The sequence below is a fragment of the Nostoc mirabile CHAB5784 genome (assembly GCF_020829645.1).
Lineage (GTDB): Bacteria > Cyanobacteriota > Cyanobacteriia > Cyanobacteriales > Nostocaceae > Nostoc > Nostoc mirabile.
Map to the genome: position 1 here is coordinate 98,367 of NZ_JAIVFS010000006.1, position 13,776 is coordinate 112,142.

General features: G+C 43.4%; 11 protein-coding genes. 4 read left to right on the forward strand and 7 right to left on the reverse strand.

Annotated features, from left to right (window positions below; genetic code table 11):
* The first annotated feature begins 505 nt into the window (after positions 1-505).
* Positions 506-880 (forward strand): hypothetical protein, encoded by a 375-nt coding sequence (locus LC653_RS06720; RefSeq protein WP_229493539.1) that lies wholly within the window; start codon positions 506-508, stop codon positions 878-880.
* 5 nt (positions 881-885) lie between these two features.
* Here LC653_RS06720 and LC653_RS06725 read toward each other — a convergent pair whose 3' ends face one another.
* Genes LC653_RS06725 through LC653_RS06745 form a run of 5 tightly spaced genes read right to left on the reverse strand, consistent with a single transcriptional unit; the run spans position 886 to position 5,909 of the window.
* Positions 886-1,071 carry a hypothetical protein gene (locus tag LC653_RS06725; protein WP_229493541.1) on the reverse strand — a complete coding sequence of 62 codons (186 nt, stop codon included), beginning with the start codon at positions 1,069-1,071 and terminating at the stop codon, positions 886-888.
* A gap of 12 nt (positions 1,072-1,083) precedes the next feature.
* Positions 1,084-1,854: a DUF928 domain-containing protein gene (locus tag LC653_RS06730; RefSeq protein ID WP_229493543.1), complete on the reverse strand. Its 771-nt coding sequence runs from the start codon at positions 1,852-1,854 to the stop codon at positions 1,084-1,086.
* Positions 1,855-1,881: 27 nt separating this feature from the next.
* A complete protein-coding gene (locus tag LC653_RS06735) occupies positions 1,882-4,239 on the reverse strand; it encodes a CHASE2 domain-containing protein (protein WP_229493545.1) in 2,358 nt (785 codons plus the stop codon).
* A 26-nt stretch (positions 4,240-4,265) separates the two neighbouring features.
* A complete protein-coding gene (locus LC653_RS06740; RefSeq protein ID WP_229493547.1) occupies positions 4,266-5,237 on the reverse strand; it encodes a DUF1822 family protein in 972 nt (323 codons plus the stop codon).
* 27 nt (positions 5,238-5,264) lie between these two features.
* Positions 5,265-5,909: a sigma-70 family RNA polymerase sigma factor gene (locus LC653_RS06745; RefSeq protein ID WP_229493549.1), complete on the reverse strand. Its 645-nt coding sequence runs from the start codon at positions 5,907-5,909 to the stop codon at positions 5,265-5,267.
* A 1,587-nt stretch (positions 5,910-7,496) separates the two neighbouring features.
* Here LC653_RS06745 and LC653_RS06750 point away from each other — a divergent pair.
* The 3 genes from LC653_RS06750 (at position 7,497) to LC653_RS06760 (ending at position 11,975) form a co-directional block, all read left to right on the forward strand.
* Entirely contained in the window at positions 7,497-8,465 is a 969-nt protein-coding gene (locus LC653_RS06750; RefSeq protein ID WP_229493551.1) for a DUF1822 family protein, read from the forward strand.
* Positions 8,466-8,636: 171 nt separating this feature from the next.
* On the forward strand, positions 8,637-10,967 hold the full coding sequence (locus LC653_RS06755; RefSeq protein ID WP_229493553.1) for a CHASE2 domain-containing protein: 2,331 nt from the start codon (positions 8,637-8,639) through the stop codon (positions 10,965-10,967).
* Between the two features lie 174 nt (positions 10,968-11,141).
* Entirely contained in the window at positions 11,142-11,975 is an 834-nt protein-coding gene (locus LC653_RS06760; RefSeq protein WP_229493555.1) for a DUF928 domain-containing protein, read from the forward strand.
* A 356-nt stretch (positions 11,976-12,331) separates the two neighbouring features.
* Here the strand turns inward: LC653_RS06760 and LC653_RS06765 are convergent, their stop codons facing one another.
* Positions 12,332-13,483, reverse strand: coding sequence for an AI-2E family transporter (locus LC653_RS06765; protein WP_229493556.1), 1,152 nt, complete (start codon positions 13,481-13,483; stop codon positions 12,332-12,334).
* Positions 13,484-13,573: 90 nt separating this feature from the next.
* On the reverse strand, positions 13,574-13,765 hold the full coding sequence (locus tag LC653_RS06770) for a hypothetical protein (RefSeq protein WP_229493557.1): 192 nt from the start codon (positions 13,763-13,765) through the stop codon (positions 13,574-13,576).
* Between the last annotated feature and the right edge of the window lie 11 nt (positions 13,766-13,776).

The window sequence follows — 13,776 nt, forward strand, 5'->3', positions numbered from 1 at the left end:
GCAATGCGATTGTATCGCCTGACAATGCCATTGCATCGATTTACAATGCGATTGTATCGCCTGACAATGCCATTGCATCGATTTACAATGCGATTGTATCGCCTAACAATGTTATTGTATTGGCTTACAATGCGATTGTATCGCCTGACAATGCCATTGCATCGGCTTGCATAATTTACAGCAGTTTTCATGTTTTTAGACCACACTCTTGATGAAGAGGCAGGGGGCAGGGGGAAAGGTACAAACCTCGCCCGACGTTAAGCGAAAGCACCCCTGCTCCAAATCTGGCGAGGGTTGAGAGCAACAACCCTTGTGGGTGGTTTTTCTCCCCTGCTCCCTGCTCCCTGCTCCCCTGCCTCTTTTCACTCCTCTGTGCGCCTGGAGCGGCTTTGGGTGAGATCAAAAAGATGTGGTACATTTACCCGAAAATAGCTGTAAAAGCCCCCTGTTAGCTTTAGAGTTGTAATGGGCATATTAAATGTATACTTTATTACGGTATACATATATGCCTACCCAAGATACAACACGCCGTTTGCCTCCTCAATCAATTAGTCAAGATATTACTTCATTGCACGGTTTTCAAACCATCAACACCTATGAAACAACCCGTGCTGATGCCTCTGCTGCAAACTTACAGCAAGCTTATCAAACTATGTTGAGTTTTCAACAAGTCGAAATCGAGAAACTAACTTTATACCGTGCTGCGGCTGATGCTGCGCGATTAGCAGAATGGGAATTTCACAATGCTGTATTAGCTATGAAAGAAGTTGTGCGCGGGCAATATGGGTCAGACAGCGATCAAGCTCAAGCAGTTGGACTAAAGAAAAAATCAGAGCGCAAGCGTTCTAACCGTAAAAAGTCAGTTGCGGCTGCAAGTTAATCAACTTAACCATTAAGTAAGCGTAGAGCATCGCTGACTTTTCTCCAAAGGCGATCGCTCTTCACTGCTAATTCTGGCGTTGCATAGTTGCGGGATTTATCTCGCGCAAAGACAAGGCAGTGCGCTCTTGCGGCTCTGCCGATAGCCAAGCAACTGCCGTGCAAAAGAAACTCTATAAAATCATCCCACATTTATGCAACGCCCTAATTCTCTAAATTGCAGCACTCTACTTTTGGTTCAGTTGCAAAATCATTCAAACCCACAGCTTGCAACAGCGCCGTCCAAGAAGTATCTTGCAAATTGGTGCGACGCAATTCACTAGCAACGCTCAACGCTTCATACCAAATACCATTAGCCGCATAAAGGTTTACTTGCTGGCGTGGTGTTGCTTTTTCCAATTGAGTTTTCAAAGCAGGCTTTAGTTGCTCCCGTTTTACATAGCCTTCAACATTAGCAATAATTTGGTTATCCTTCTGACAGTAGATGTTAAGATACCATCGGTATTGCTTGCCAATCTCTAAAGATGTTGTTTTTGATGGCAAGCGAAGGTTTACTACTCCAGGTGTCCCCGTTAAAGAAGTTTTATAAGTAGTCTGATTTTGTGCTTCATCTTCTAGCACAAACTCTCCAGATGCAAAGTCCGATGAATAAGGAACATAGAATAAGAAACTAGGATACTCTGCGATCGTTGTTCCAAACACCAATTCTGAGTTTGAATAAACAGGTACTAAAGCTGTGAGCCGCTTTTGAGAAGAAGTCAGAGGCTTATTTATATCCTGACCACAGCCACGACTACCTGCTTCTGCTCGCTTACCTGGTTCCCCGATGTCTTTTGGTGGAGGCGGTGCTGCGAAAATCAATGATTGGTTTAATTTTCCGTTGGTATTTGCAGGCTGTGCCTGCACATCTATAGAGCTAAGGAATGTTAAACTAATGGCGAGGAAGATTTGAATCTTTTGCATAGAGAGTTTCATCTTTATTTACGCCTCAAGTTGTAGAAATTAGTTGTTGCTGCTTTGTTGTGAAAATAGGTAAATTGCCACTGTGCCGCCAGTAGCCACTAAAACCAAAGCTGACGGAACTAGAGGAACCCAAATCCCTTGGTAAAAGAGAATTAAGCAAAAAACGTATAAGACTCCAAGTACACCTCCTCCCGCCAGTATTAAATCTAGTCTTGAGCGATCGCACCAAGCGATCGCCACTGATCCGACTATGCGGAGTGTGTGCGACACGGCTACGCCGAACGCACCTCCAACTACTGACCAACTCCAAACCCATAAAACTTCGCCCCAAACAGGCAAAACTGATATCAAAGTTCGTCCATCCATAACCGCACTCACCAGCTGACTCACCATTTGTGCTTGCAGAATCACCCCTGGTATTTCTTCGGAAAAACCCTGCCCAGTCATGTAGGGGGTAGGACTATAATCACGAAAGCTTTGGGCAGTAGTACCAATGAGAACAATTCGGTCTTTGACTTGTTCGGCGTTGACCTTACCTTTAAGAACATCTGTAAGTGTGACTTTAGGAGCAATTTCTCCAGGAGAATTTTGGAAAGAGCGGTAATTGAGTAATATTTGGTAGCCGCCTGTATCCGCTTGTTGATAGCCACCCATGTGAGGCTGCAACCGCTTAAAAACGACGTTGCCTAACTGCAAATCCCCAGAATCAATATATTTGGCAGAGATGCCTTTTGCCTGTAAGTAGTGGAATGCCAGTTGGGCATTAAGGGCGTAGCGTGCAGCACAAGGGGAGGTTACGTCTGCTGGTTGCATTGCCAATAAATGACGACGCAGAACACGGTCTGCATCTGGGACAATATCACTAAATCCTTGACGTTCTAGCGGAACCCCCAAAGGAGGTGAAATTCCCGGACGGTCTTTTGTGAGTTCTTTCACTTTACAAATTGCAAAAAACCTGTCATCTATTTTTAATTTAGTCGCCAAAAAAGCTGGGTTGCGTTGTGATGGCTGATCACGATAAATATCCAAACCAATGGCTTTGGGTTGGAACTGTGCAAGTTTTTCCAAAAGCCTAGCTAGTGCTAGCTCCGATAGCGACCCTCTTCTTTCCTTTTGTTCTGGTAACTGAAAATCTTCTTCGGTAACAGTGACTATCAACAGGCGCGAATCTTGCTTTTCTTGGGGACGCGATCGCATTAATTGATCGTAAGCTTGTAACTCCCATGTTTGCAATCCTCCCATTTGCCGGACTCCTAGCACGCTGATGGTGAGCATCACACTCATTAGCAATCCCCTTATGAGTACGCTGTTAGATTTAATTCCGGGCTTTGGCCAAGTCATCGCTATGGCAGCAGGATTTTCACAAATTATCGGCAGCCAACTTGCCCCTGGAAATTTGTCCTCTAATCCTTGCAGTTTTTCTCTGGCAGTGCGAACTGCAATATATAAAGATGCGCCTGAAGAAAAAGCTGCCAGAAAATGTTTTAAAAATGCTTGTGCCACAAGATCAGGCACAGGTTCCCGCATGACAATGATTTGGGGAATATGTAAATCTTGTAGTTCTCGCGCTAATCCCAATCCATCACAGGAGTTGAAAATCGCCAACTGTAAACCATTGGTGACGGCATTTCTCAGGGCATATTTCAGGTCTGCAATTGTTAAACTATCTTTGTCATTGATATAGATACGACCAGTCTCACCCTCGCTTCTACTATGACCAGCGAAAAATAAAATGTTCCAAGGTTGGTTCCACAGATGATCGTTGATCTCATCGCGTTGGCGCTGTGGCAAAAACTCTGTGGTCGCATTGGGTAATTTTTTTAGTAATTCGCAGTCTTCGTCCACATCAATACCAGCTTTATCGCCCAAAATCGCCAATATTTTGATTTTCTGTCTGTAGGTAGATGTCTGCAATCGGGTTACTTGTTCTGACTCTAGAACACTCAAAGCTACTTCGGCTTTGGTGTAATCGTCCTCAATCAAATCCCATACATGCCAAGGAAGTTTCTGTAGCTGCATAGAAGCAGTGCGAATCAGCACTCGCAGTTCCTCATTGGGCATTAAGTGTTTAAGCCATTTTTCCCGAATCCGCCAAAATGACGCTGAATTTAGCCAGTGATTTAAGTGCGATCGCAACTCACAAGCTTTGTTTTGACAGTCATCACGCCGTTGGGTAATAGAACCATCGTAAATAATTTTTTTGGCTTTGATGCGGCTATTTCCTAGACTACAATAAGTTGACTGCCACTCGTCAATTGCTTTAGCTATTTTTAGATTGGGAGGTAAGTGACCAGAGGTTTCTATGCTGGGGCGTTTGCCATCTTCTCCAATCTCCAGCATCACCCGCACCCCTAACTCCAAATCGCCATCTAGTTTCAGAACAACTAACTTTCCCATTTGTAGCACCCCAATTGTTTTTCGCTTCAGATGAGAAAACTTTCTATAACGCTAATATTCCCCAAGACCAATTTAATACTAAAACGTTCTCCCACCTCGCCACTAAACTGCAATTGAATATTTTTGTTAGTGCTTCTAGTTTGCGCTTCCATAATAGATTCTCTCTCTGCTCCTTCAAAGTCAAGCACCATCAGTTGGAGATTTGGTGGCAGATAAATTTCTCCCCATATAGGATGCACTTCTACGATAAAGTCTATTTCCTGCTCCTTCTCTTGAATGAAGCCAACGACTAAAATGACAGATTGGATTGTTCCTGTTTTTCCTAAATCAATCAGCTTACCCCTGCTAACAAAAGAACCATTAGCACTTCTCAAACTCCAATCTGCATTAGCTCTTTGATAATCAAAGAGAGTTTCAATTTCTTGCCAACCAACCTCAAAAATATTTTCCAACCATTGTTTCAATTTAACTAAAGTCTTGTTGTCAGTGAGCGATTGAGAAGCTAACTCAGCTTGCCTCACTTGAGTAAGTTCTTCTAAATACTCCAGGAGATTGTCCAAAGGTTGCAATTGGTTGATTGCTAACAAATCAGTTTGTACCTGCCTGACAAATCCCAGCAGCGTCGCTTCTCGAAATGATTTCCTTATCTGCACAGCCACATAGCCAATTCGATTTGACTGTACTTCAGGCGGTACGTAAATAAATTGTGCATCTTCAAATACTGGACGACATTCTAACGATCCCAAGTTTTTTAGCGACAAATCAGCTACATCCATAAGTGTCTGCTGTACAAGGTTCCAACTATCGCTCTTGTCTAAGTCTGTCTCAAATCCCATGTATTGTAGATAAGAGTTTACAAAAGACACAGACAAAGTATTGAGATGAACTTGTTCAGCTTTTTTTTGCGTAGCTTGTCGCCTACATAACTCTTCTGCTCGATGTCTTCCATCTAGCGGTATCGGCCCTGTAAATGTTAAAGTATCTGCGATTTTAGCCATATTTTTTTACCAAATGATTAAATATTATTAAATACATAAATATTCTTGGAGTTTATCAGTAAACTTTTTCAGGCATCGTTGGTAGAAACTATGTAGAGATGTGATTCCAATGCCCCATTCTGCCGAAATATCTTTCCAGGAAATTCCAGAACATCTTCTTTTAGCTATAGCTTGAAAATTTGCCTCTGGATGACCTTTGATGTGTTCTTTAGAAAAAATCAACTCTGGATCAGATTCTATACATTCTATTATTTGTTCAGATAAAGACATAGGTTGAGATTGAGATGATGGTATATTTTCCAGATGAGAGTCTTCGAGATTTATTTCATTTCCTTTGCCGATAACTTTGGGAATAGCTTCTGGAAAAAAGCGTTTACTCAATAGCATATTTACCCAAGTTATCACTTCGCCGCGTTCTGGGTCATACTTATTAATATTGTTATTTTGGCAAAGATAGAAAAATAAATTTTGTACTGCCTCATCATAAATATCTTCATAAAGTAATTGAAATTGGCCCTTATAAGGATGAATAAGTGTACCCGACTGCCAAATGGCATTCATCAGCCGTGTTAAAGCTACCCGCTGTTCTTTGGTTGCGTGTGGGTGTTGTTGGGCTTTGAGCGCTAATTCTTTAAGTTGTACATCTAGTTGTTTTCTCCAGTCGTTAGTCATAAAAGACCTCGAATTCAAACGCACCAACTTGCGAATCTGTATATATCTCATGTATTGATTGCGATTTTTACACAAACTAGCCACAATCGTTACAAAACTTTTCGCTCAGACATTAATGACCTGGCGTTGCAATCCAATACGCTTGGGTTAAGGATAATTGTAGGTTGGGTTGAACATTCGTGTTACCCAACAAATGTCCGAAAATGTTGGGTTTCTAAATGATAAGTCTTTAGCCGGACACGATAAGTAGTCAGACAGAATTAATTACACAATGTCATTGCGAATGGAGCGTAAAGCCTTCTCTTCTCCTTCAGAGACGCTAACGCGAACGAGAGGCTCCGCCAACGGCATAGCTTCGCTTAACGCGGTAGCGTCTCTAAGAGTTGCGGAATGAAGCAATCCCAGCCCAAGCGATGCCCAAGCGATGCCCAAGCGATTGCTTCGCTTCTCTTCTTAGGCTGCGCCAACGCTCGCAATGACTGTAAATATTTTTGTCCTACTACTTTAGGACTTACGCACAGGTAACGGAAAATCGAACCACAGAGACACAGAGAAGCCAGTGCGCCCTTGCGGTTCCCCGACTTGAAGCAACTGGCGCGACACGGAGGAATAAGAGTTTGAGAGGTATTTTGCGTAAGTCCTATACTTATTATTAGGGACTTCCAGAAAATAAATTATCCAATTTACTCAGATAATATTTTTCTTTCTCCCCCTGCTAAGAGCTAATAGCCCCCCTGCCTACACCGCCATAGGATATTTTTTTAGTTGGAAGTCCCTTAGATCCCCCCAATCCACGCCAGTCGCTCCACTTGGGGAGACCCCAGACGCTCTCTACGAGACGCTACGCGTAGCTTGCTTCGACCTAGGAGTACGCAAACTCGCTCATAGCGTTGCTATGCCGAAGGCGTTGCCTCTCTTAGAGCAATACGCTTGGGTTAAGGCTAAAACTTTTTGTCAAAGTTATTTTTTAACGAACCGCGTTCGCGCAGCGTCTCGTTAGAGAAGGACGCGAAGGAAGAGAAGGAAGAAATGCTTAACTGAACTGTATTGTCTGTTAGAGGATGTTTGTAAAGTCTCAATTCATACTAGCCCTGGCGACTAAAAGTCGCGGCTACACAGACAAAACCTGCCTCCGCAGGTTAAAAAACCTTAATTTTTTCTTAGTCCACGGAGGTGGACTTTGTTTGTGTAGTAGCGAATTCTATTCGCCCTATACTTTTAAAACATCCTCTTAGAGAAGGCTTTACGCTGCGCTAGCGCCTGCCGTAGGATGTAGGATGCCCGAACGCGAATTTATTTATGTTGAGCAAAGTCGAAACACAGTGTCTCTTTTAGGAGAAAGGCTGTAGGGATAACAACGCGCTGGCTCCCCTAAAAAAGGAGGGCAAAAACTGATCAAAGTCTTCCTTTTTAAGGGGGATTTTGAGGTATCTAAAAAGTTAGGAGGCTAAACGAGTAGTTTGAAAACACGCTCTACCCTTCAATCGTCAATTCTGTTTTTCCAATAATTATTCTCTATTTTGTGGCATAAATTTAGTGAATGCGAGTGATACGTATATAGCAGCATTGATCATTAGAGATTAACTTATGAATAACTCCACCTATCAGCTTGACGATTCCGCTTTAATATTGCCGATTTCCCAATCAGCTCGCATAACTGCCCAGCAATTTGCTAACCAGCAGCCAAATTCTGAAAAAGCAGAGCAAGTTCGGCTGAATACGCTGGCTGTGTGGGTGGTGAATGACTACTTAGAAATGATGGATATTCCTACTGACCTCCAAGCTAGTGACAGCTGGAACCCCATCATGCGCCTCTGTGGGAATGTAGCTGACTTAGAAGTGCCCTCAATTGGTCGTCTGGAGTGTCGCCCTGTCCATCTGCATCAGCAGATGTGTTCCGTTCCTCCCGAAACTTGGGAAGAACGGGTGGGTTATTTAGTAGTTCAATTTGATGAATTACTCCAAGAAGCGAGGCTGCTTGGTTTTATCCCTAGTGTCGCAACTGAAACGCTGCCTTTAGCGCAACTGCAACCATTGGAAGCGTTTATCGACCACCTAGGTCAACTGCGCCAATCCCCAGCTAGTCCACTGGTGAATTTAAGTCAATGGTTTACTGGTATATTTGAGACAGGTTGGCAGACTGTTGAATCGCTATGGAACGTACCGGAACTCAGACCAACTTATGCCTTTCGCAGTATTGACACTGTGCAACTAAATGCCCTTAACCAACCAGAATCAATTACTAAACGTGCAAAACTGATTGACTTGGGTATTCAAATTCTCAACCAACCCGTGATGTTGATTGTGGAAATCAGTCCAGAAAAGAACCAGCAAACCAGTATTCATCTGCAATTGCACGCCACTGGGAATCAAATTTACTTGCCACCAGGAGTTCATCTCACCGTTTTGGATAGTTCGGGAACAGTATTTCTAAATGCTCAATCTAGAAAATTGGATAACTACATTCAGTTGCAGTTTCGTGGTGAACCTAGAGAGCAATTTAGCGTTAAGGTAGCTATAAATGATACTAGCATTACCGAACATTTTAGGATTTAAAACATCTAGCTATCTTCCCTCGTCGGTAACTTATTAAGTGGTAATTGGTTAATTAAAAATTAAAATCCAAGCCGGCTTTTAGGGTTTTAAAAAAAATCTGTAAATGCTTGTAGAGCTTGTTATAAGACATTAGAACAGGGCATGGTTTTGCACAGGGGGATAGCAACGGTCATGAGTAAGTTAGTGGTTCTGAAATTCGGAGAGGGTAGTTTTGAGCAAGGGTTTGCTGTCACCCTCGAAATTGGTGAAGAACGCGAGCGTGCTACAACAGAAATTACGGGGAAGCTACCTTCATTTCCCGAAATGCCGCTCTATTACAGTCATTGGCAGTCTAGTTATCGGCAAATAGGCAATCGTTATCGTCTCCATGCTGACAAAATGCAGGTGACGAATGTATCTATGATTCAAGACTGCGAAAATGCTTCTCATATTTTGCGGGCACGCTTTAATACCTGGCTGCGAGCAGAAGAGTTTCGCCCTTTGAGGGAAAAGTGGTTAGAAAGATTGTCGTCCACGGAAGAAGTGCGGGTGATTTTGCAAACAGAAAATAGCCAATTACAGCTATTACCCTGGCATCTGTGGGACTTGTTAGAACGCTACCCCAAGGCTGAAATCGCCCTTTCTTCACCATCTTACGATCGCATTCAAAAACCACGCACCTTAAATCAATTAGTCAACATTTTAGCGATTGTGGGCAATAGTCAGGGAATTGACACCCAGGCTGATCAAGCTTTACTACAACAGTGTAGTAATGCAGAGGTTACCTTTCTGGTAGAACCACAACGGAAGGAATTGACTGACCATCTTTGGGGAAAAAATTGGGATATTCTCTTTTTTGCTGGGCATAGTTCCAGTAACAAAAATGGAGAAAGCGGACGAATTTACCTGAATAAAACTGATAGCCTCAGCATTGGCGAGTTAAAGTATGCTCTAAGGAATGCCATTGAAAACGGCTTACAACTAGCTATATTCAACTCCTGTGATGGATTGGGATTGGCGCGAGAACTGGCTGATTTGCAAATCCCTCAGATGATCATCATGCGTGAACCTGTCCCAGACCAGGTTGCCAAGGAGTTCTTAAAGTATTTTCTCGAAGCTTTTGCCAGTGGCGAGTCTTTATATCAAGCGGTACGCCAAGGGCGGGAACGGTTGCAAGGACTTGAGGATAAATTTCCCTGTGCGACTTGGCTACCAATGATTTGCCAAAATCCAGCGCAAATCCCACCCACATGGGATGAATTAAGGTCTACAAAAACTGAAGATATACCAAATTTAGCTTTGTCTACCAGACACAGATTTACGACAACTTTGTTATCTAGTTTGGCGATTACAGCCTTCGTTTGTGGGGCGAGATTGCTGGGATTGCTGGAAAATCCAGAGATTCAAGCCTTTGACTTGATGATGCGTCAGCGCCCTGTGGAGGAAATTGATTCCCGATTGCTGGTAATCACAATTGACGATAACGATCTGGCAATTCAAAGAAAAAATAACGAGTCCTTAATTGGAGCTTCCATTTCCGAAAAATCTCTCAACAAACTCCTGGCAAAACTGGAGCAATACCAACCCCGGGCGATCGGCTTGGATATCTACCGTGATTTTAAGGCTAAAGAACCAGATTTAATTACTCGTCTTCAAAAAACTCAGAATTTGATTGGCGTATGTAAGGGGAGCGATGGCACAGTAAATATCCCAGGCAATGAGCCGCCGCCAGAAATCCCCAAAACAAATCTGGGATTCAGTGACTTTATTCATGATCGTGATGGAGTTATCCGTCGGCATATCCTGTTCATGAACCAAGAGGCGACATCGTTGTGTCCTGCTCCCTTGGCGTTCAGTCTACAACTGGCCTCTCTCTATCTGCGCCCTTCAGGAATCGAACCAAAGTTCACATCTCAAGGGAATTTGCAGCTAGGTAAAACTATTTTTCCGAACCTGAAATCTCGTACAGGCGGCTATCAAAATATTGATGCTAATGGCGGTCAAATCTTACTCAATTACCGTTCCCCAAAACAAATAGCCGAACAGGTGAAGCTAACCCAATTTTTATCTAGTCCCATTAACCCCAGTGCTATCAAAGATAAAATTGTTTTGATTGGTGTGGTGGCAAAGGGGGATTCTCCAGACACCTGGCCTACGCCCTATGGCGTTCCTTTAGATGAGCAAATGCCAGGAGTGTTAGTACAAGCCCAGATGGTCAGTCAAATCCTCAGCGCAGTCCAGGATGGGCGGCCGTTGCTGCGGGTTTGGTCACTGTGGGCTGAGGTAGTATGGATTTGGGGGTGGTCTTTGGTCGGGGGAGTCCTGGCTTGGCGAAAGCTTTCGTCCCCTTGGTTGGCATTGGTAGTCAGTATTACCTCTAGTGTTCTATATTTAGTTTGTTTCGGTCTATTAATTTCGGGTGCTTGGGTGCCTTTTGTACCTTCGGCTTTGTCGTTGGTTATCACGGTTGGCTTGATGTCAATTTATACAACAACAAAAGTTCGGGTGGCTAGTGGGGAATAGAGGGAGCAGGGGGAGAAGAATCTGATAATTGTATTGGACAAAAGAATTTAGATAATATAATTTTTAATTTAATTTTTGGAGTTAAATAGGGAATGGGGGAAGGATTTTTTTATTAAATTTATAGATAACCAGCAGATAAATCTACAAGGTTCGCATACTTAAGGGAAGGTTTTTATGAAGTCACATTCACAACCGATAAAACTGTTTTTAGTAGTAGCTTTAAGCTGCACCAGTTTACTAGTTAGCCTGACTCCAGTACTGGCAAAACCAACTCTTGGTTCTTCATCTAGCGCTCGCTCTGGTGCTAAAACGAACCTTGCTCAAGGCACAATCTTTAATCAACCCCCACTTCCACCTGGCTCCCCTCCTGGAGGTCGCCTTCGTGGTGGAGCGAGGCGCGGGGGTGAATGTGAAGTTAGTAAAATTGACCTGACTGCTTTAGTACACTTTACTGAGGGAGCTAACTCAGTGATCAATGTCTGGGGACAGACAACGGTAGAACGCCCAAGCTGGTTTTTTTATGTGCCATATACCAAAGATTTACCCTATGAAGTTGAATTTGTGCTGAAAGAAGATGCGGACTCTAACGACTCTAACGACTCTAACGAGATTTACCACAAAGCGATCGCTCTACCAGATAAACCAGGAATCATCCGCGTTTCTTTGCCTAGCACTGCTCCTCCCTTGGCGCTAGACAAACAATATCGCTGGTTTTTCCTTATTAACTGTGACAAGCAAAAGAAATATCCTCCGACTTTTGTCGAAGGGGTAATACAAAGAGTCGAACTCAATCCAGCCGCAGTCAAAGAGCTACAAACGACAGAACTTCTAAGGCGCTATACTATCTATGCCCAAAACGGGATATGGTACGACGCACTGACGGCACTGGCTCAACTGCGTCAGAAAAATCCTAAAGATGCGGCACTGCAAGCAGAGTGGCAGAATTTGTTAGGCAGCATCCGCTTAGATGATATTGCAGCAGAACCGATTGTTTCGGAAAAACCTTAGAAGATGTTTGAAAAGTCGCAAAGTATACTATAAACCGTGCTTCCATTCCTCTCCCCGAAAGGTCGAGAGGCTTTGAAACCCCCATTCCCTTCTAGGGAAGGCTTGTTCGGAGGGTTAGGTTTCTGAGGCTTAGATGTTAGCAATAATACTTTTCAAACAATCTCTAATATCATGTCCGCTTGATTGCTTATTAAACCCGAAGAACCCCACCCCGACAATCGTCGCTTTGTCTCCCCTCCCCGCAAGCGGGGAGGGATTGGGGGTGGGGTGTAATGACTGTGGTTAGCATAACTAATTATGCGGACATGATATAAGGGGTTGGGGGTGAGGTTTTGTACTTTATTAAATCCGCGTTCCTAATCTTCTTTTTGCAAGATATCATCATCAATCCGTCGCTCCCGATTAACATCGGGGTTTTCTGCTGTCCAATTATCATCTGCTCTAGGAGATTCAGGAACTATCACAAGCTCAGTCTCTTTTGTATGGTTATTCCCCCATTCATCCAAAACATCTTTTATCAGTACTTCTTGCAACCAAATCTTAGCGACAACAGTCAGGGGTAGTGCCAGAAATAATCCTAAAAAGCCAAAGAAAGTGACGAAAAATAGTTGGGCAATTAAGGTTACGGCTGGCAGCAACGAAACTTGCTGTGCCATTACAATTGGCGTGATGAAATTACTCTCAACCTGTTGAATAACAAAGTAGAGAATTAAGACAGCGATAACTTTCCAAGGATCATCCAACAGTGCGATCGCCATTGCTGGTATTACACTAATTGTCGGCCCCAGATTAGGAATCAAGTTCAAAAATCCTGCTAAAATCGCTAAAGCCAATGCTGCCTTTATACCCAAAATTGATAAGCCAATCAGACTCATCAGCGCTACTACAAACATGGCAATGAAAGCGCCTGTAATCCATCCCTCCAAAGAGACTTCGCACTTATCTAAAATCCCATCTACCCGCCGCCGATAAAATGAAGGGAAAAGCCGCACAAAGACTTTGCGGTAAGCCACGGGATCGGCTAACATCATTCCTGTTAAAACCAACACTAGCAAAATCTTGAGGACGGCTTCCAAAGAGCCAGATACAAAGGCGAAGGAGTTTCCCAGTACCCGATTAACGAAGGGCTGTGCTTGTTGGATGAGGCTGTTGATATCTGGGATGTAAGGAACCAACTGGTTAGGAATACGAGTTCTCAGGGCGTCAAGCCAACTATTAAAGCGCCCAAACCCTTTAGGAACCTGATAGGTTAGTTCTTGAAATTGCTGTGCAAATGGTGGCACAATTAGCCAGAAAAAACCCACGACACCTGCAAAAAAGATAGCTACTGCCAGGAGGACGGCGAATCCACGCCTCATGCCAAAGCGTTGGAAGCGTTTCGCTAGCCGATTTAAGGTGGTGGCTAACACAACTGCGGCAAACATGAGCAAAAGTACTTCCCGAATTTGCCACAGGATGTATAAAGAAAGAACTATGGCGATTAAGCCGATCCATTGACCGAGGTTCACAGGCTGACTCCCAACGGTTGGCGAGATGCAATTTTATTGTAATTTAGCTAGGTTAACTGATTTTAGGAACTTGTGCGTGGATGGCTTGAGTTAATTTTGTTTCTGTGCTTGGAATCGCCACAGTAGCGCGATCGCTATAATCACAATTGGCAACAATACTATAATTAGCGCGTTGGTTGCTGTCGCCGGAATTGATAGACTTGGCCCTGCATATTTAATTAATACTGATAACAAAGCCGAGAGTAAAAGCAGTTTCAGAACAAATCCTAGTTGATTTTGCATAAAAGTATGGC